This is a genomic window from Desmonostoc muscorum LEGE 12446 (assembly GCF_015207005.2).
Classification (GTDB): domain Bacteria; phylum Cyanobacteriota; class Cyanobacteriia; order Cyanobacteriales; family Nostocaceae; genus Nostoc; species Nostoc muscorum.
This window is the reverse complement of record NZ_JADEXS020000001.1, coordinates 479,949-497,777: the sequence shown is the minus strand read 5'-3', so window position 1 is coordinate 497,777 and position 17,829 is coordinate 479,949. Positions and strand designations below refer to the sequence as shown.

Genomic DNA, 17,829 nt, shown 5'->3' with positions numbered 1-17,829 from the left:
AAAAACTTTGGAATTTCAGCACTACCCATTTTCTTTCTCAACAGACCTTGCCAAAGCTGGTACTTGTGCCAAGATGAATTTGAGGACTTAGGCAAGTGACACAATGTTAGGACAGTTATTAGACGGACGTTACCAAGTCCTTCAAGTTTTAGGTGGAGGAGGGTTCGGTCAAACCTACATTGCCCAAGACACCCACCGACCAGGTTTCCCGAAATGCGTAGTCAAACACCTTAAGCCTGTCACTCGTAGCCCCGAATTTCTCGAAACTGCCAGACGGCTATTTAGCAGTGAGGCAGAAACACTAGAACAACTGGGAAACCATGACCAAATCCCTCGGCTTTTAGCCTATTTTGAACACAACCAAGAGTTTTTCTTGGTGCAAGATTTCATTGAAGGGCATACTCTCAAAGCAGAACTGACTCCCAATGAACGTTGGACAGAAAATCGAGTCATTGAACTCCTCCAACAAATATTGGGTATTCTGCAATTTATTCACAGCCACAACGTTATTCATCGAGATATCAAGCCGGACAATATAATTAGGCGGCAACAAGACGGTAAGTTAGTGCTGATTGACTTTGGCGCAGTCAAGCAAATGCAAACTCAATTGCTTACAGTTCCAGGGCACACCGGGGCTAGCATTATTATTGGCACTCCAGGATACATGTCTACAGAACAGGGGCAAGGTAAGCCCCGCCCCAACAGTGATATTTATTCCTTGGGCATTATTGCTATCCAAGCGCTGACAGGTTTACATCCCATAAGCTTTGAGGAAGACCCAGATACAGGAGAAATTTCTTGGCAGCATCACGCTAAGGTCAGTTCTGAGTTGGCATCTGTGCTATCTAAGATGGTGCTACACCATTTTAAACAGCGCTATCAATCTGCCGCTGAAGTTCTACGGACGCTTAACCATCTCGATACTAGAGTAGAAGCATCTTTTACACAACCGCCTCAAGCTTCACTTCCTCAACAAACTTCAATTGGATATTCGTCTGCTTCGATTCTCTCTCCAGAAAATTACAAACGCCTAGAAAAAATTCTCTTGGAATTTGTCGGTCCTGTTGCCCCAAGATTACTACAACAAGTTGCAGCGTCAGCGCCCAACTGCGAAGAATTAATTAGTCAATTGGCACTTCATCTTCGAGGAAATCAACAAATTGATTTTAGGAAGAAAACAATATTTATATTAGAGAAACCTACTCTACTCCAGGAATTGACTGTTAAATCCGATCGCTCTACAATTAACTCAAATAATTTCCCAAACCAAGAATCTGAATTCATCAGCAAGGAATTTGTGGAAAAGTGCGAACGTGAGTTAGCTGATTTAATTGGCCCAATAGCTAAGTTTCTAGTCCAAAAAGCTCTTAAGTCTTCTGGAAAAATTTCTCGTGCAGAACTGGTGAAAATTTTAGCCTCACAAATTCCCGATACTCAAAAAGCTTTGCAATTTCAGCAACGTTTACTTTCTTGAATTGGGGAGTGGGGAGTAGGGAGTAGGGAGTGGGTTATGTTTTCAAACCCCAGCGCCTACCGCAGGCTTTATACGTTCCCACCTTTTTATACGATTTTAATTTGAATGAGGTACAGGGTAGGGGCGCACATCTGTTATGGGTGTCAACTTAAGCTCAAACAGTTGTCCCACAAACGTTCTACCCCACCCCTCAATCCCCTCCCCTTGGAAAGGGGAGGGGAGGTTTTGCGTCAGCAAAGCCGGGTGTTAACTTCGATACGCTCCTGGTTGTCCGTTTTGGACTACAAAGGAAGCTAGGGTTTTGACGGTGGCATTCAAATCAACGATGCTGGATACAACCCGGTAGTCACTTTGCCAACGTTGTGGAGTAAGTTTACAGCGGACGTATCCTCGGAAGGCACCATCAAAAAACTTAGTATGGGGATTATTACGTAGGGAAGCTTGAACTGGAGCGATAAATGAGGTGGGAAAGTCGGAGGTAATAGAGGTTCCTACGAACTCAGTGCCTACTGTTGCTGATTTTGGGTTAGTAAAATCAAGTTTCAGGTCGTGTACCCAACTAGAGTGAATGTCTCCGGTAATGACCACTGGATTAGAGGGTTGGCGCTGGTTGAGAAAACTCAACAGCCGATTCCTTGCAGCTACGTAGCCGTCCCACTGATCTACATTGAACACACCTACGCCAGGATTACTATTAAAATTGTACTCGGCCAACATGGTTTGTTGAGCAATCACATTCCAACGCGATCGCGATTGGTCTAACCCTTTTAATAACCACTGCTCTTGTTCTGAACCAGTCATCGTAGCATTGGGATCAAAAGCTTGGGGACACTGAGGCTTAAGTCCATCGTCACAAGGTTGGTCTGTGCGGTATTGCCTCGTGTCTAGTACATTGAACTCAGCCAAATTACCGAAAGTGAACCGCCGATAAAGCAGCGCGTCGGGGCCATTGGGCAATGAAGACTGACGCAGAGGCATGTGTTCGTAGTAAGCCTGATAAGCATTGGCTCGCCGTTTCTTAAAAGCTTCTTGGGTTTGGTTGTCTTCAGGAATTAAATTGGCGTAGTTGTTATCAACTTCATGGTCGTCCCAAGTCACAATCCAGGGAAAAGCAGCATGAGCGGCTTGGAGATTCGGGTCAGTTTTGTACAAGGCGTGGCGATTCCGGTAGTCAGCAAGAGTGATGATTTCCGGACTATTATGCTGGCGTGGCCCACCAGGTTGTGGCCCGTATTCGTAGATGTAGTCACCGAGATGAAGCACAAGGTCAAGGTTTTCCTCAGCCAAATGCCGATAAGCCGTATAGTAGCCATTTTGCCAGTCTTGACAAGAAACAAAAGCAAAGTTTAGTTGTGAGATAGAGCCATAAAATGCTGGTGCTGTGCGAGTCCGCCCAATGGGGCTAACTTCTCTACCCACTTGAAATTGATACCAGTACCAACGGTTAGGGTCTAGTCCACGGACATCAACGTGTACTGAGTGTGCTAACTCTGGTGTAGCTAGCACTGTTCCTCGACGCACCACCTGTTTCATGTTTTCATCTAGGGCAACTTGCCACCGCACTGGGACATTTACCAATGGCATTCCACCTCCAGAGAGTGGCTTAGGAGCCAACCTTGTCCAGATGACAACACTATCCGGTAAAGGATCGCCAGAAGCCACACCAAGACTGAACGGATAGCCAGAAAACCGAGAATTGGCCGATACAGGATGCCATTGGCTAGCTACTGTTAACCCCGTCAAGAATCCTGCACCCAGCAAAAAACTCCGCCGTCTGCACCGATTTGCTAGCAGGCGCTCACAATCCAGAATTTCCATATTCACCTTTACCCAGATCTAGATACGGTTGGCAAACTTCAGGGGTTCAGGTGCCAAAAGTGCAAGCAATAACTTGATTTGACTTTTATCCCACTTGCTGCCCAACCAAACACAAGAAACCTAGCAATCCAGGATCAAGCGGAAATTAAGATTATGTTAAGTTTAAGATTTAGACTAGGTATTAGGGACTGGGTATTGGGGACTGGGTACTGGGTAGAATTCATTTCCTAGTCCCCAGTCCCTAGTCCCTAGTCCCCAATACCTAATCCCCATTCTTAAAACCTGCCATTTCCCTGAACGATGTGCTTAACGGTGGTCAAGGTTTCCAGACTGATAAATCCCCGACGATGACCTTTTTGGTTAGACATACCGAGAAATACTGAATCTCCCCGCGAGGGGTTGCGGGAAAAACGGGGGGAACTGTTGATGTAGGTGGAGGCGCTGTTAACTCCTAAGGCAAACTGCCGACTTTCCTGGTAGGATTCAGTAACGATGGAGTCGGCATGACCACTACTGTATTGATTAATCCAGGCGATCGCAGATTCTAAGCTATCCACCAGTTTAAAAGCTACTGTCCTAGTTAAATAAGGGTTTCCCCATTCGCCTTCCTTCACCAACTGCAACTGGGGAAAGGCTTCTACTAGTTCTGCATCGCCTTTAATTTCAAAACCTTTTTCCATTAAGCTGTTCCAGAGAACTGCTAGGGATGATGGCAAGGCTTGACGATGAATTAGGACTTTTTCAATGGCATTGACTGGATCTGGTTCGCTCTGATGGCTATCAATAATCATCCAGCGCACCATTTCTAAGCTGGCATTTAGCGACCAGTAGAGGTAACAATTACCCATTGCTGATTTTAAGACTGGGCAAGTTGACTGTCGTACTACCTGCTGCGTCAAGCTAGAACGTCCGTAGGGAATCACTAAATTCACGTACTCGTCTTGGGTGACTAAATCCCGAATTGAAGCACCGTGTTCGGCTGCAATCAGTTCTAGACAGCCCGATGGTAAACCAACTTCGGCGATCGCAGTTTGCAGTACTGAAGCGATGGCCGCGTTAGAATGGCTTGCTTCAGCACTACCTTTGAGAATTATGCTATTGCCAGTTTTGATACAAAAACCCGCTGCGATCGCCCCTAAATCGGGAAATGCTTCATAAATAAATCCAATCACTCCTAAGGGCATTAACTGGGAGTAACTCTGGGAATCTTCCAATTGGTAATCAGCATTCCTGACGCGCCGCAGCGGATCTGATAATTCCCCCAACCGTTGTAAAATGTCCACGGTCGTCTCTAGCCTTGTGGGAGTCAACTTTAGCCAGTCCAATATCAACTCTGGCACTGCCATTTCCCGACTGGCTTCTAAATCCAAGGTGTTGGCTTCTAGAATGTCGTCAAATGAGCGCTCAAGCGCCTGTGCCATCGCCAATACCGCGCGGCTCCGGTCTGCTCCCTTTGTGATCCCCAATTTTAGGGAAGCTTGATGCGCTCGTTGAGCAATACTAATCGGTTCGGGGCGTTCGTCCAAAACTTCAACAGTCATTGAGTTAACGTCTGTAAGTAAGCCAGACCATTAGGGCTGGCAGAATAGCCAACAGCACCGCCACCATTGCCCAAGCAATAATGCTGGAACCATTTGCCAATCGCAGTGCTAATGGCAGCCATATAATCACTAGCACGAAAATAATGCCAAGTGCTATAGGCAGATAGCTTTCTCCCAAACGAGGATGGACAACATGCCAACTATTTCCCATCCAACGCCAAGCTCGCTTGTAAGGATAGGTGGTAGAAAGCTGTTCTAGGACATGACCATTATCTTCTACTACAAAGATTTGCTGACAGCGATCGCAACCAAATGCTTCTGTCAACGTAATCGGAATTAACTGACCCCGGCGACGACAGGGACAGGGGTATTCGGTATTGAAGTCTATTTTTTCGGGTTTTTGAGATTGCACAAGCGTTCTAATAACTTGAGCGTGTTTTTCATAAACGGCGGGAATACATCCCTTGGTAAATGCCTTGGGAGCTTCTCTCTTTATACTTTATATAAGTAAGCAGGCGAAGCAAACATTGCCATAATTGCAAACAGTGAGAAGTCAGAGCGACGGCTTGCCGCAGGCATCTGAACTTCAGTAGATGTAGCCAACTCTAAGTAGCGTAATTGCCCTATAAATAGAGGATTATCTGTTTGAGGTCTTTCCTCGTAGCTGGCAATCTTGTTTAAAAATTTCCTTCTCTCCATCTGTCGCTTTAAAGGTAATGTGGTTGCGTTTGTGGGCATTCATTGTGCTGACACACCTGGTACAATTTTAAGCCTACGTAGCGACCACTCCTAAAACAAATCGTTTGGGAAGGCTACGCTTAGAAACAACACCCTAATAACAAACCCTCATTTTCCTTCGGGTCACTTTATATTAGTATGCAGTTATCAAGGTTAGATCGGGATCGCTCCCAATTTTTACTCCTTGCAATTGACAAGAGTTTCCAGAGCGGGAATTGCCAAAACACCCATCAGTGCGTGTGACTCTTTCCTTGGAGTACATACACTGACTTTTGATAACGTGTATGCTTCTGGTTTCACTTGCCGTTGCCTCCTTGAACAAATACAAGTTGGTCTTACACAGCATCTCTTGTCAACAGATGTTTACTAGGTCAAGCCTAGATATCGACATTCGCCTATTTTCTGTAGGCGAATAACTGTTGATTTAGAAGCTCTGTCTTGCGTGAGACTACAGTGTTCACTTGGGAGCTTCAGCGTGGTCTTTAGCTTTTTTATTTTCCGCTTTGACAAGTTTGCTGACCACGGCTACTCTCGTCTGCCAACTAGCGGTTTGGACTACTACTACAGTACCACGGAGATAGGCAAAAACTCAACTGTCGTCACTCTTTCATCAACTGTAGGTGAAGGTTAGTGGAGGGAGGTTTCGTTTTTATCCAGGCATACCGCAACGTGCAACTAAGCTATATCTCACATTAACATTGGCGCTGAGACACGAGTCTTGTGTCCGAACAACCTAGCTAAATTAGATATCTCAGAATTTTTAACTCTAACATTTTTCGCAAGCGGGTAACGCGATTCGAACGCGCGACATTCACCTTGGCAAGGTGACGCTCTACCACTGAGCTATACCCGCAATCATCAACCAAATATTAATATCTCAGATTTATTTTGAATTGTCAACCCCTTAATTTAAGTTTTTGGGCATGGGGCACTTGTACTGAGCGTACCCCTCCTACGGGGAAGTAAGCTACGGGTAGCGTCTCCAAGAGTTGCCGTTGGCGCAGCCTCTCATAGAGAAGTATTGGGCATTAGTTATTTGTAAAGGACAAATGACTAACGACCAATGACGTACTAACTCAGTTCTTCTGACTCTACTGTTAAATTGCCGACGCTGGCAGTTGGAAAAGAAGGTGGCAAAGACTGGCTATTACGAGAATATGGTTCTGCCAAGTTAGAACGCAGTTGCCGCATCAGGCTAGCCATTTCTAGGGCATTTAGCGCGTAATCCCAACCATGATTACCTTTGATGCCTGCCCGTTCTAAGGCTTGCTGCATAGTATCTACTGTCAAAATTCCAAAAATGACTGGCACCCCAGTTTGAAAGCTAGCGGCGGCAATGCCTTTAGAAACTTCGGCGGATACGTAATCAAAATGGGGTGTTTGTCCTCGAATGACTGCACCAAGACAAATTACAGCATCATAACGATGGGAAAGTGCTAGTTGGCGAGCTACTAAAGGTACTTCAAAACTTCCTGGTACCCACACGTAGTCTACCTGATTACCGTGGGGATTGGGGTCTACACCGTGGCGTTTCAAGCAATCTTGACATCCCTCTAGCAGCTTTCCGGTAACCAGGTCATTGAATCGACCAATCACCACTGCAAAACGCAAAGGTTCCGTTTGAGTAAAAGTTCCCTCAAAAACTGCCATGACTGCCTCTTAATCAACTATACTTCTGGCCAATATACATTTCTTAGTTAAATTTAGAGGAGCAGGAAAGCGCGGTCAAAAGGAAGGAAACAGGAAAAAATCTCTTTTTTTCCTTAACCTTTGGCCTTGGCTCTTCTGCCCCTCTAATTTTTATATTAAGTGCCTACGCCAGAGCGAAGCCGTTGCCTAGACGACAAAAAAGTTTAACAAACCAACTAAAAGTACCAAAGCAATCCAGACGCCAGAACCAAGCCAAAGGAGCTTTTTAGATTCAACCCAATTTTGGGGAGTGGCGTAAGCAACGGGAACACCGACAACTAGAACAAAAGACAACAGGACTAGGCCAATCAAAGCAAATTGGAATATTATGGTCATTTTTACTTCTCCCAATACAGCTAAATAGTGACATACTCCCACACTGACTGCAAGCACTACAGCGTGGGCTTCTCAGCGACTCCCGGTATTCCGTTGGACATTGACCGGAGGCGGAGTGTCTCCGGCTCCGCTGAGCTTTGTTTTAAGTCCACGAGACGCCCCTCCGCAGACTATGGATTTATTACCTTGTACCTACAAATTTTACTATCCTGGATGACATGCTGCATCTTTTCGTGCTGTCGGACAAACCAATTGGTAATTTGTATTAATCAAGATGTGCGGACTTACTTTCATGCTGTGTAACGGAGTCGCTTACCAATAGTCGCTATGCTAATGGACAGAGGCTTATCAGACACCAATGTGGGTGAAGGAAACCAGAAGTATTTTACCAGAAAAAACTTATGAAATTGGCGATTCGTTGCCTACTCATTTTTCAAGAGCGAGTTAGAGTCGTTATTGGTTGGGTCTGAGTCATACTTACTGCCCAAAAATTTATCCTATGCTGCCCTACGGGTTAGGGGTGGGGCAACTTTGAGTCTTTTCTAATGGCTAATGAAGTATGGATTTAATTCTTTGCCACACAACGACTGATTTTGATGCACTAGGAGCAGGGGTGGGACTAACGCGCTTACTACCGGGAAGCAAGATTGTGCTGACTGGCGGCTCTCACCCTCCTGTACGGGATTTTTTAGCGTTGCATCGGGATGAATATCCGCTGATTGAACGGCGTTCAGTGATTCCAGAAAAAATTCGCTCTCTGACTGTGGTGGATACGCAACAGCGCGATCGCCTGGGTAAAGCTGCCGAGTGGTTAGATTTACCGAATGTAAGAGAGATTATAGTTTATGACCATCATTTAGGGCAAGAATCAGATATTCCGGCGACGCGATCGCATATTTCTTCAGTAGGAGCTACCACAACTTTAATTGTGGAGCAATTGCAACAACAGCAAATCTCCCTAACTCCTGCTGAAGCCACAGTCATGGCTTTGGGTATTCATGTTGACACGGGGTCGTTAACTTTTGACCAGTCCACACCACGGGATGCTTTAGCTTTGGCTTGGTTGATGCAACAAGGTGCTAGTTTATCAGTAATTTCCACATACCGTGACCCTGGATTGTCTCTGCAATTGCAGCAGCTATTAACTAAAGCGCTGGAAAATTTAGAATATCTCTGTTTACGCGGATATACAGTTGCTTGGGTAACTTTAAAGACAGAAAATTTTGTGCCTGGTTTATCGAGTCTAGCTTCAGAACTCGTGGAATTAACCGAAATTGATGCCATCCTGTTGGCTAATGAGTATCCTTTGGGTGATGGTGATTCAAGGTTAACAGTAATAGGGCGATCGCAAATTCCCAAAACAAATCTCAATCTATTATTCCAACTCTTCGGCGGTGGCGGTCATTCCCAAGCTGCATCGCTGAACTTAAGAGGAGTAGATTCACAGGCAATATTACAACAGATCCTTAACGGCTTCAAAGCGCAAATTCCCCATCCCCCAACTGCCAGGGATTTGATGTCCTCCCCTGTACGCACCATTCTGCCTGAAACCACCATTGCCGAAGCCCAGCGCATTTTATTGCGTTATGGACACTCTGGTTTATCTGTAGTCAATGCTCAAGGGCAATTGGTAGGTATTATTTCGCGGCGGGATATTGATATTGCCCTGCACCACGGGTTTAGTCATGCGCCAGCCAAGGGCTACATGACCACGAATCTCAAAACCATTACACCAGATACGACACTGCCACAAATTGAGGCGCTGATGGTGACATACGATATCGGGCGCTTACCAGTATTAGAAAACGGGCAATTAGTTGGTATTGTTACACGTACTGATGTCTTGCGGGAATTACATGAAGAGGACGCTCTGACGCGGGGACACGGGGACGAGGAGACTGGTTTACTAGTTGCATCAGAGCGTCTTAATCTCTCCGTGTCATCTTCTTTTGCTCCTCAGTTATGGCAATTGCTGACTACAGCATCGCAAGAAGCAGAAAAACGGGGTTGGCATCTTTATCTTGTTGGGGGTGCGGTGCGGGACTTGCTGTTAGCTGGTGCAGCAGGCAACTTGATGATTAAAGATATTGACCTTGTAGTTGACGGCTTTCACAAATCAGCAGATGTTGGGGCTGGTGTGGAATTAGCAAAGGCACTGCAAAAACTTTACCCAGCAGCTCGTTTAGAAATCCACGGGGCTTTTCAAACTGCGGCTTTGCTGTGGCACAAAGACCCAGAATTAGATTCTCTATGGGTGGATATTGCTACCGCTAGGACAGAATTTTATCCTTACCCAGCAGCGAATCCGGAAGTTGAAGCGAGTTCTATTCGTCAAGATTTGTATCGTCGAGACTTTACCATCAACGCCCTAGCTTTGCGGCTGACTTCCTCCCGTGCTGGCGAATTACTTGATTTCTTTGGTGGTTTACTCGATTTACAAGCTAAGCAAATTCGGGTTTTACACCCCAACAGCTTTATCGAAGACCCCACCCGCATTTATCGCGGCGTGCGCTTTGCTGTGCGCTTTGACTTTGAGATTGAACCGCAAACACAAGAGTTTATCCGCTATGCCATCAACAGTGGCGTTTACGATCGCACTGCTCAAGAGAATACCAAAACTCCAGCTTTGCAAACAAGACTCAAAACTGAATTAAAGCACATCCTAGAAGCCCCCTACTGGAAATCGGCTCTACAGTTACTCGATAACTTAGGGGCATTGCAATGCATTCATCCTACCCTGAAGTTAGATGTAGAACTACTGCGGCAATTACGTTTGTTAGAACGTTGTTTGCGGCGATTTGACCACCAACAAACCCTAATTCACTGGGAAATGCGTTTAGAGATGATAATCGCCCACCTAGAACCACAATATCGGGCGAAAGTGGCAAAAAATCTGCAATTGCAAGAGGATGGCATTAAACGGTTACAAAACTTAGCTAAGGCTCAAGCTGAGGTTTTAGAATCTTTACCTGGCTGTCAACGCCCTAGTCAAGTAGTTCAATTTCTAAGGCAATACGACTTACCAATGTTAATTTTAATTGCCTTACAAAGCCAGCAAGTAATCAGGCGGCAGATATGGCATTACTTGACAGTTTTGGCTAACATTGCGCCAATTCTAAATGGTAATGACTTAAAAAAATTAGGTTATAAACCAGGGGCGCAGTATCGACAAATGTTAGATGATTTACTTGCTGCAACTTTAGATGGAGTGATTAAAAATAAAGTAGAGGGAGAGAAGTTTTTAGCTCGGTCTTATCCTCGGTAATTGGTTATTGTAATCAGGTGGATATTATGCAAACACAAACACACAAAAAATACTACACCCCAGAAGAATATTTAAAAATAGAGGAAACATCAGAATTCAAAAATGAATATCGAGATGGAGAAATAATTCCTATGCCTGGTGGTACGACTAATCACAATGAAATTGCAGGTAATGTTTAGGCCAATTTTAAATTTAAAATGCGGGGTAAAAACTACAAAATCTACATAGGTGATGTCAAATTGTGGATAGAGCGTTATCGTATCTATACCTATCCCAATGTTATGGTTATTCAGGGAGAACCAATATATGAGGGGAATGGCACTACCAAAGTGACGAATCCTTTAATGATTCTAGAAGTGCTTTCCAACTCGACAGAGAATCACGATAGAACTAATAAATTTAGGTTTTATCGTTCTATTCCTACACTCCAAGAATATATTATAATTAATCAATATGAATATCTTGTTGAGCAGTTTAATAAAAATGCTGAAGGTCAGTGGGTATTAAGTGAATACGAATCAGGAGATGCTGTGTTATCACTAAAATCCATAGATTTTCAAATTTCCTTTAGCGATATTTATGAAGGAATTAATTTTGAAATAGAAGAATAATTATAAGTGCGTAGCCTCTCGTAGAGAAGCCCATCGAACGCGAGTGCGTCTCGTAGAGAAGATATCGCAATAGTTTAAATTATATCTGGATCGATATTTAACTCTCGCAATTTTGCTGCCAAACGTTCTGCCCTTTCTTCAGGTGTTGGTACTAGTTTTCCATCTCGTGTAAAAAACCGCAATAGTCCCTGATAAACTCCCAAATATAACCCTAGCTGCTGACTCCACAAATATCCTTGTTCACTTGCTTGTAGCGGTTGATATTCTCCATCTACTAAATGAAATCCCGCAAATTCTTGTGTGTAAGGGTCGAACCAAAAATAATCGGGTGTCCGGAAAGTATCTTGATAAATTTCCTTTTTTAAACCTCTGTCTGTATTTGCTGTTGAGTCAGACAAAATTTCGAGAATTACATTGGGATATTTGCCATCTTCTTCCCAGACTACCCAGCTTTTGCGGGTTTTGCGTTCACATCCCAGCACTACAAAAAAGTCTGGCCCTCGGAAGTATTCTGATTTGCGTTGGTGTGGACTGTAGTAGATAGTTAGATTTCCCGCTGCGTAGAAATCATTTCTATCTCGCCACAGCCATTCCAGACATGTTAAAAGTAAGATTATTTGTCGTAGATGCAGTTCGCTTTCCAAGGGAGGTTCATCACTAAATAAATCACCAGGGGGAAATATAACATCTTGGCAGATGCCTTGTTGAGATTCTAATTCTTGAGTTATGGTCATAGAATGGATAGGGCATCAATTTATAGGTTTATTTTAGCAGGGTTGTAGTTGGCGATCGCGTAGTGTACCGTATTACCTATTTTTAGGGTAATGGTAAATAAACTATTCTGTCTTGATATTCATCGTCTTCTGATGCCAAAGCAACTATTATGAGTTCTTCTATATTTTCACCAATACTTAAATTTGGATTTAAGATGAAAATTCCTGGTACGTGACGATTAACAGCAATATGGTCAGCTAAATGTACTGGCATAGAAGTTCGGTTATTTGTCACTAATATGAAATTATTATCCTCACACCAACACAGAATTTCTGGATCGAGTGTACTTTTTGGTGAAGTTCCTGATTCTCCTACCACTTTGATCGCAATATCAGGTTCTCGTAGTCTAATTTGATTTGGATATATAGGATTGACATTTTCATCAATCAGATATTGCAGTGTCATGCTTGCTGTTTAGCTTGTCTTTTAATTCGGAGTTGACGCAGTTTTTCTGACACTGGTGGGGGATTCAGTCTCTGTTGTTCTCGCATTCTATGACCGTGTTCTATCCAGTTTTTTATGTAAGCACTGACAGTTTCTTTGTTTTGCAGATAATAAAGAATGGTCGCATAAACTTGCTCTAAAGATATTGTTTGATAGATTTGGGCAATTTCTTCTGGAGAACGTCCACAATCAATGTATTCATAAAGAATTGTTTCAATCCCAATTCTTGAGTCTTTGAGTCTAATGTCTTCAGAAGAAAGAAAGTTGAAATACTCTGTGAGATGTTTGGTAGACATAGATTAACCTATATTCATTTGTTTATTATGGTAATCTTTTTTTGAAAGCGATCGCGCTACATTAACGCTTTGCAAAAAAAAGGCGATCGCATTCTCAGCTAGCTAAAAAACACTGATTTATGGCTTGATCAAATTTTGCTGAAATTTACGATATTTAGCAATTAATATACGTTGTTTTAAGGGTAAATAAGACAACATAGTTGCTAAAGGTAGTCCGGTGAATGCTAATGCTAACAAAATATATTGGTTAAAAAACCCTACTTTCCAGCCAATTCCGAGACTAATTCCTACTCCTGCTGTAAGTAGTAAGACTAGAGTAGTAAATATACCTTCTATGATTACTTCTTTAGCAAAAATTAAAGCTATTGAAGTAATTATAGCTACAACAATCGGTTCAACAATCAAAACCAAAAAAGGGTAAGCTTCATTGAATAGAATTATGCTCACAGCTATCAGACAATTCCCAATCACAGAACCAACCAAAGCACCTGCTAAAGAGCCTAATACAGTAATAGTTGCGCTTTGTACCTTAATTTTCCAAGACGTGTTTCCCCAGCCTTGTAAATACTCACTCCACCAACCACCAATCCAAGGACCAGCTAATAATCCTCCTATAGTCAGCAGAAGCATCGCAACAGCTCCAACTAAATCATTAAAAACCCCGCCCTTGAATAAAACTGCTACTACAACATAAGTAATAAATCCAAAACCACCAGTCATCCAACCTGCTGCGGAACCTGCCACAGATGCAGACCCAGTAATAAACCCAACTAAACACCCAAATACTGTTGCACCAAACAAAGCAGGGTAAGCATCGTACCACCCAGTGTTAATAGCAGTTACATTTAAAAAGTATAAAACTATAGGAAAAACTGCAAAAATGAGAAAAACACCCATCATTTCTATATATGGCAGTTCTCGCTTTTCAATTGATAAAGTAGCTGTCTGTACCTTCACAGTTAAAGTGCGAGTCTGTGGATAAGCATTACTATGCAATATAAGTTGGCGTTTATACTGCTTATCCGCCATTAATTTACTCGTATCTATCTGAACCTGACACCGAATATCATTCCCAGTAAACTCAGCAGGTGTCACCGAAATCCAAGCATGGTAATCTGGTGTATGCGGTGGGTCATTATTATGTGGTTCAACTTCCCATCTAGCTTCTAGCAAAGTGTCTTGAATGGGATTTTCAACTGTGATGCTTTGCGTTAGCTTTTGCCCCAGTCGGTTCGCTTTAAATTCCAGCACTGTTTGACTAAAATCAACTACCGCTACACGAATAACATCAAGTGGCTTTAGTGCTTCTAAAGCTGATTTTGCATTAGCAAAACGGTTTTTCTGTAGCGGTTGTACCATCTTTTCCAACCAATCTAGAAACCGTAGACTTAACTGAGGTAGAAGATGGTGAAACTTAATTAAATATGGATCATCTTGATCTTGCAATTGATATATTTTGGTTGATTTGATTCCTGTTAGTAAGCAAATCAAGGTTGCACCCAAAGCATACAAATCTGTAGCGTCTGTCGGTTTAAACATTTGCTCTGGTGGGATAAAGCCAGGAGTACCTCTAAATACACTACTTGCTGCAACTTCCTGGCTGCCAACACGAGCAAAACCAAAGTCAATTATATAGACGTTGAGTTGCTCATCTACCAAAATATTTTCCGGTTTAATATCTCGATGAATTATTGGCGGAATACGATTTTGCAGATATACAAGAATTTCTAAAGCTTTAACTGCAATTTGTTTAATTTCCTCTGGTGCAAAGCTGTGAGTTTCTACTAAAGATGGGGCATTGATATATTCTTGAACTAGACAAAAGCCATCAGGTCGCTCAAAAGAATTGAGATAGTGGGGAATACCAGGATGATTAAGTTCCTGTAAAAATTGAATTTCTTTTTCGTAAGCCTTGAACCCTGACCAACTAGAACCAGCTTGAGCAAAGCAAAACTGTTTCACTACCACCTGTTCCCCAGTATCAACTTTTGATGCTAGCCAAGTAATTCTTCCTCCTTCCCGATTACGTCCCAATTCTCGCAAAATTTGATAGCCGTCTTCATTGAAATCTGGATAGCTCATAGTTCATGGGCAACAGTAGGATATGCTAAATTTGCTATGTATTACGCAATTACACTTAAGTTAGCAAGGGTAAATCAATTAATCAACGTTTTTAACAATAGTTATAGGTGCAGGATATTGCCTCTGCGGTTAAAAATCTTTATTAACCACAGAGGCGCAGAGGGCACAGAGAAGAAAAAAGCGTGGACGCTTTGCGGCTTGTCGTCAGACATCGCCTCCTATTTTCTGAAATTGCTTTGTGCTACACTGTAGTCAACATCAAACCTCATCACAACTCCAACGAGATAGCACCAATGAAGTAGTACCAAACACCTGTTGCACCAAAGCAACAAATGTCAACGAAGAATAAACGCAACTAGTTTGACAGGGTTACTTCACATAGTCATGCACTAAAGATATTGTCATCACTCGTATCTACATCAAACTGCTTGTTAAGTGTCAGCGGTTGAGTTTGTTTTGTGTCTCATCTACCCGAAATCGTTGTAAACACGTGGGTGGAAGTTTGCGAATTGAGGTTTGAAAATAATGCAGAAAAAATCAATATTATTAGCTGAGAATTTAGCCTATGAACTCAGCTTGGAAAGAACTTTGTTTCAAAAAGTTCAGGTGAGTATTGAAGCAGGCGATTCCATCGCTTTAGTCGGTAGCAATGGTGTAGGAAAATCAACCTTACTCAAAATTCTTGCAGGACAAATCACACCCAGCACAGGTTCAGTTTCGCGTCATGGTGTTGTTTACTATTTGCCCCAAATCAGCACTATCAGGCAAGAAATCGTATCAGATACAGTACTGAATTTTTTGATTTCTATCTCCGATGAATGGTGGAATATTGAGGAAATTTTGCAAACACAATTCAAAACAAATCTTGACCTTTATCTACCAATTGCAAATTTGAGTGGTGGAGAATTGACAAAACTATTTCTAGCGATTGGTTTGGCTAAAGAACCAAATTTGTTATTGCTGGATGAGCCAACTAATCACATGGATTTGCAAGCTTTAGAAAGCTTAAAAGAGTTTCTTTTAAATTTCACTGGCGCGTATGTAATTGTCTCGCACAAACCTTTTTTCTTAGACCAAGTGACAGATGTTACCTGGGAACTGACACCTGTTGGTTTGAAGGTATACGGAGGAAACTTTTCTCATTATCGAGAACAGAAAGAAATCGAGTTAGATGCAGCATTGCGATCGCACGAAGTCGCCAGAAAGGAACTCAAACGCACTCAGGCTGCGGCTATGCAAGAACAACAGCGTGCAGCCCAAGCTCAGCGCAATGGTCGTGCAAAGCTTCTGAATGGCAGTATCGACAGGATGGCAGCCGGACTGATTAAAACCAAAGCTGAAGCCTCAGCCGGAACTGCGAAAAATAAACATCAAGCAGCAGTAGCTAGAGCTAATCAAAAAGTTGCAGATACGAAGGTGAAAACAACAAAAGTCACAAGTATCCAGCTAGAAGAAAAAAGCCAAAAGCGCAAAAATCTAATTGATATTCAAGGTGCGAATCTAACGGTATCAGAACGGGTACTTTTACACAACATTCAATTGCATGTTTCTTGTGGCGATCGCATTGCCATTGTCGGCGCTAATGGTTCCGGTAAATCGACTTTGGTAAAAGCAATTTTGGGAATGGAAAACCAAACAGCAGTTTTAGAATCAGGTGACATTTTGCTTGCACCAGCGATGAAAGCTATATATCTCGATCAAACCTATGAATTAGTAAATCGCCAATACACAATTCTGGAAAATATGCAAGCAGCTAATCCGAATCTCAACTATCAGCTTTTACGCCAACAACTGGGACATTTTTTGTTTAAATACGATGAGGTTAATAAAAGCGCATCTGTACTCAGTGGTGGAGAGTTGGCAAGATTGGCGATCGCTATGATTAGTATCTCTGAAATTGACCTGCTAATCCTTGATGAACCAACTAATAACTTAGATATTGAAACCCTCGAACAAATGGTAGTAGGTATCAATGACTATCAAGGAGCTATTTGGGTAATTTCCCACGATCTAGATTTCCTCAGCCGGATTAATATTACTCAAAGTTTCAAATTCAAAGACCAAGGGTTACAAATGACAACCTATTTACCTAGTACACCAGAGCAATATTATCAAGAATTACTCCTATGTAATGATGAGTGATATTTATGTTATTGAGTCATTAGACCTGTGTTCAGGCTGAACTTCAGTAATAGCTGGTTTATTTTGTATTGCTTGCAACTATGATCTTCGGATTGCACTGAGTCTTGTCCGTCATCTGCAACTTAAATCTCAAGCTATACAACAGAAGCCGCAAAGCATACAGGCAAGTTATAATTCTTTTGCGGATGAACGTAACAAAAATTTATGAGTAACCCCCTTGTGCAAGCCTTTTTTGTAGGCAGAGCGGTAGCTGAAGTAGTTAACGAGCGCTTAGAAGTCGCCTTGACCGATGCTTTGAGTGAACTGGGCAAATTTGATGCTGAAGCTAGAGAGCAGTTGCGCCAGTTTACAGAAGAAGTCCTAGAGCGGGCAAATCGAGCAGCAGAAGCTGCTAATACTGGCCAAGCCAGCACAAGCACTAGGCAACCTGGTTCAGAGCCAACAGACGTGCAAGCAGAGATTGATGAATTGCGAGCAGAAATTGCCCTATTGCGAACGGAATTGCAACACTATCGCAGAACTTCTGCATAAATAAATCTAGTCATTGGTCATTGGTCACTAGTCTTATGCAAAGGACAACTGACAAATGACAATTTGAGTGTCTTTAATCTTGCGGATA

Annotated in this window: 15 protein-coding genes, 1 tRNA gene and 1 pseudogene; 6 read left to right on the top strand and 11 right to left on the bottom strand. The window is 42.7% G+C overall.

All coding sequences use genetic code 11. From position 1 onward, the window contains the following. Positions 1-103: 103 nt before the first annotated feature. The gene (locus IQ276_RS02135) at positions 104-1,474 is read left to right on the top strand and encodes a serine/threonine-protein kinase (RefSeq protein ID WP_193923849.1); all 1,371 of its coding nucleotides are present in this window, start codon (positions 104-106) and stop codon (positions 1,472-1,474) included. A 246-nt stretch (positions 1,475-1,720) separates the two neighbouring features. On the opposite strand, the gene IQ276_RS02130 is transcribed toward IQ276_RS02135, so the two are convergent. The 4 genes from IQ276_RS02130 to IQ276_RS02115 form a co-directional block, all read right to left on the bottom strand. Then, on the bottom strand, positions 1,721-3,292 hold the full coding sequence (locus IQ276_RS02130; RefSeq protein WP_193913663.1) for an alkaline phosphatase D family protein: 1,572 nt from the start codon (positions 3,290-3,292) through the stop codon (positions 1,721-1,723). A 275-nt stretch (positions 3,293-3,567) separates the two neighbouring features. Then, complete coding sequence (locus tag IQ276_RS02125) at positions 3,568-4,833, bottom strand: glutamate-5-semialdehyde dehydrogenase (protein WP_190876575.1); 1,266 nt, start codon at positions 4,831-4,833, stop codon at positions 3,568-3,570. Between the two features lie 4 nt (positions 4,834-4,837). Further along, on the bottom strand, positions 4,838-5,245 hold the full coding sequence (locus IQ276_RS02120) for a hypothetical protein (protein WP_094348002.1): 408 nt from the start codon (positions 5,243-5,245) through the stop codon (positions 4,838-4,840). Between the two features lie 80 nt (positions 5,246-5,325). Continuing rightward, positions 5,326-5,571, bottom strand: a complete 246-nt coding sequence (locus tag IQ276_RS02115) for a hypothetical protein (RefSeq protein ID WP_193913662.1) — start codon at positions 5,569-5,571, stop codon at positions 5,326-5,328. Positions 5,572-6,046: 475 nt separating this feature from the next. Here IQ276_RS02115 and IQ276_RS02110 point away from each other — a divergent pair, with 475 nt between their 5' ends. Next, positions 6,047-6,202, top strand: a complete 156-nt coding sequence (locus IQ276_RS02110; RefSeq protein ID WP_190876578.1) for a hypothetical protein — start codon at positions 6,047-6,049, stop codon at positions 6,200-6,202. 150 nt (positions 6,203-6,352) lie between these two features. Here the strand turns inward: IQ276_RS02110 and IQ276_RS02105 are convergent. The 3 genes from IQ276_RS02105 to psbZ all read right to left on the bottom strand — a co-directional run bounded on the left by IQ276_RS02105 (position 6,353) and on the right by psbZ (position 7,596). Continuing rightward, positions 6,353-6,424: transfer RNA gene (locus IQ276_RS02105), tRNA-Gly, on the bottom strand. 218 nt (positions 6,425-6,642) lie between these two features. Further along, complete coding sequence (gene ribH, locus IQ276_RS02100; protein WP_190876579.1) at positions 6,643-7,221, bottom strand: 6,7-dimethyl-8-ribityllumazine synthase; 579 nt, start codon at positions 7,219-7,221, stop codon at positions 6,643-6,645. A gap of 186 nt (positions 7,222-7,407) precedes the next feature. Then, on the bottom strand, positions 7,408-7,596 hold the full coding sequence (psbZ, locus tag IQ276_RS02095; RefSeq protein WP_073640643.1) for a photosystem II reaction center protein PsbZ: 189 nt from the start codon (positions 7,594-7,596) through the stop codon (positions 7,408-7,410). Between the two features lie 559 nt (positions 7,597-8,155). Here psbZ and IQ276_RS02090 point away from each other — a divergent pair. Beyond that, a complete protein-coding gene (locus IQ276_RS02090; RefSeq protein ID WP_193914115.1) occupies positions 8,156-10,861 on the top strand; it encodes a CBS domain-containing protein in 2,706 nt (901 codons plus the stop codon). A 26-nt stretch (positions 10,862-10,887) separates the two neighbouring features. Beyond that, positions 10,888-11,472: pseudogene (locus IQ276_RS02085) on the top strand (Uma2 family endonuclease). Between the two features lie 74 nt (positions 11,473-11,546). On the opposite strand, the gene IQ276_RS02080 reads toward IQ276_RS02085, so the two are convergent. From IQ276_RS02080 to IQ276_RS02065, 4 genes are all read right to left on the bottom strand, one after another. Continuing rightward, positions 11,547-12,206 (bottom strand): Uma2 family endonuclease, encoded by a 660-nt coding sequence (locus IQ276_RS02080; protein ID WP_193914113.1) that lies wholly within the window; start codon positions 12,204-12,206, stop codon positions 11,547-11,549. A gap of 82 nt (positions 12,207-12,288) precedes the next feature. Further along, entirely contained in the window at positions 12,289-12,651 is a 363-nt protein-coding gene (locus IQ276_RS02075) for a DUF5615 family PIN-like protein (RefSeq protein WP_190876583.1), read from the bottom strand. Then, entirely contained in the window at positions 12,648-12,986 is a 339-nt protein-coding gene (locus tag IQ276_RS02070; protein WP_193914111.1) for a DUF433 domain-containing protein, read from the bottom strand. Before IQ276_RS02070 ends, IQ276_RS02075 begins: the two co-directional genes overlap by 4 nt. 117 nt (positions 12,987-13,103) lie before the next feature. Continuing rightward, positions 13,104-15,068 (bottom strand): serine/threonine-protein kinase, encoded by a 1,965-nt coding sequence (locus tag IQ276_RS02065; RefSeq protein ID WP_193914109.1) that lies wholly within the window; start codon positions 15,066-15,068, stop codon positions 13,104-13,106. A 525-nt stretch (positions 15,069-15,593) separates the two neighbouring features. Between IQ276_RS02065 and abc-f the strand changes: the two genes are divergently transcribed. Next, positions 15,594-17,210, top strand: a complete 1,617-nt coding sequence (abc-f, locus tag IQ276_RS02060; RefSeq protein ID WP_193914107.1) for a ribosomal protection-like ABC-F family protein — start codon at positions 15,594-15,596, stop codon at positions 17,208-17,210. Positions 17,211-17,414: 204 nt separating this feature from the next. Then, positions 17,415-17,741: a DUF6825 family protein gene (locus tag IQ276_RS02055; protein ID WP_190876586.1), complete on the top strand. Its 327-nt coding sequence runs from the start codon at positions 17,415-17,417 to the stop codon at positions 17,739-17,741. Positions 17,742-17,829: the final 88 nt, after the last annotated feature.

Excerpts from the sequence above, each read along its gene's own strand:
- IQ276_RS02130 (WP_193913663.1), bottom strand. The coding sequence starts at position 3,292 with ATGGAAATTCTGGATTGTGAGCGCCTGCTAGCAAATCGGTGCAGACGG.
- IQ276_RS02135 (WP_193923849.1), top strand. The coding sequence starts at position 104 with ATGTTAGGACAGTTATTAGACGGACGTTACCAAGTCCTTCAAGTTTTA.
- psbZ (WP_073640643.1), bottom strand. The coding sequence starts at position 7,596 with ATGACCATAATATTCCAATTTGCTTTGATTGGCCTAGTCCTGTTGTCT.
- IQ276_RS02075 (WP_190876583.1), bottom strand. The coding sequence starts at position 12,651 with ATGACACTGCAATATCTGATTGATGAAAATGTCAATCCTATATATCCA.
- IQ276_RS02055 (WP_190876586.1), top strand. The coding sequence starts at position 17,415 with ATGAGTAACCCCCTTGTGCAAGCCTTTTTTGTAGGCAGAGCGGTAGCT.
- IQ276_RS02065 (WP_193914109.1), bottom strand. The coding sequence starts at position 15,068 with ATGAGCTATCCAGATTTCAATGAAGACGGCTATCAAATTTTGCGAGAA.
- IQ276_RS02080 (WP_193914113.1), bottom strand. The coding sequence starts at position 12,206 with ATGACCATAACTCAAGAATTAGAATCTCAACAAGGCATCTGCCAAGAT.
- ribH (WP_190876579.1), bottom strand. The coding sequence starts at position 7,221 with ATGGCAGTTTTTGAGGGAACTTTTACTCAAACGGAACCTTTGCGTTTT.
- IQ276_RS02070 (WP_193914111.1), bottom strand. The coding sequence starts at position 12,986 with ATGTCTACCAAACATCTCACAGAGTATTTCAACTTTCTTTCTTCTGAA.
- IQ276_RS02115 (WP_193913662.1), bottom strand. The coding sequence starts at position 5,571 with ATGCCCACAAACGCAACCACATTACCTTTAAAGCGACAGATGGAGAGA.
- IQ276_RS02125 (WP_190876575.1), bottom strand. The coding sequence starts at position 4,833 with ATGACTGTTGAAGTTTTGGACGAACGCCCCGAACCGATTAGTATTGCT.
- IQ276_RS02090 (WP_193914115.1), top strand. The coding sequence starts at position 8,156 with ATGGATTTAATTCTTTGCCACACAACGACTGATTTTGATGCACTAGGA.
- abc-f (WP_193914107.1), top strand. The coding sequence starts at position 15,594 with ATGCAGAAAAAATCAATATTATTAGCTGAGAATTTAGCCTATGAACTC.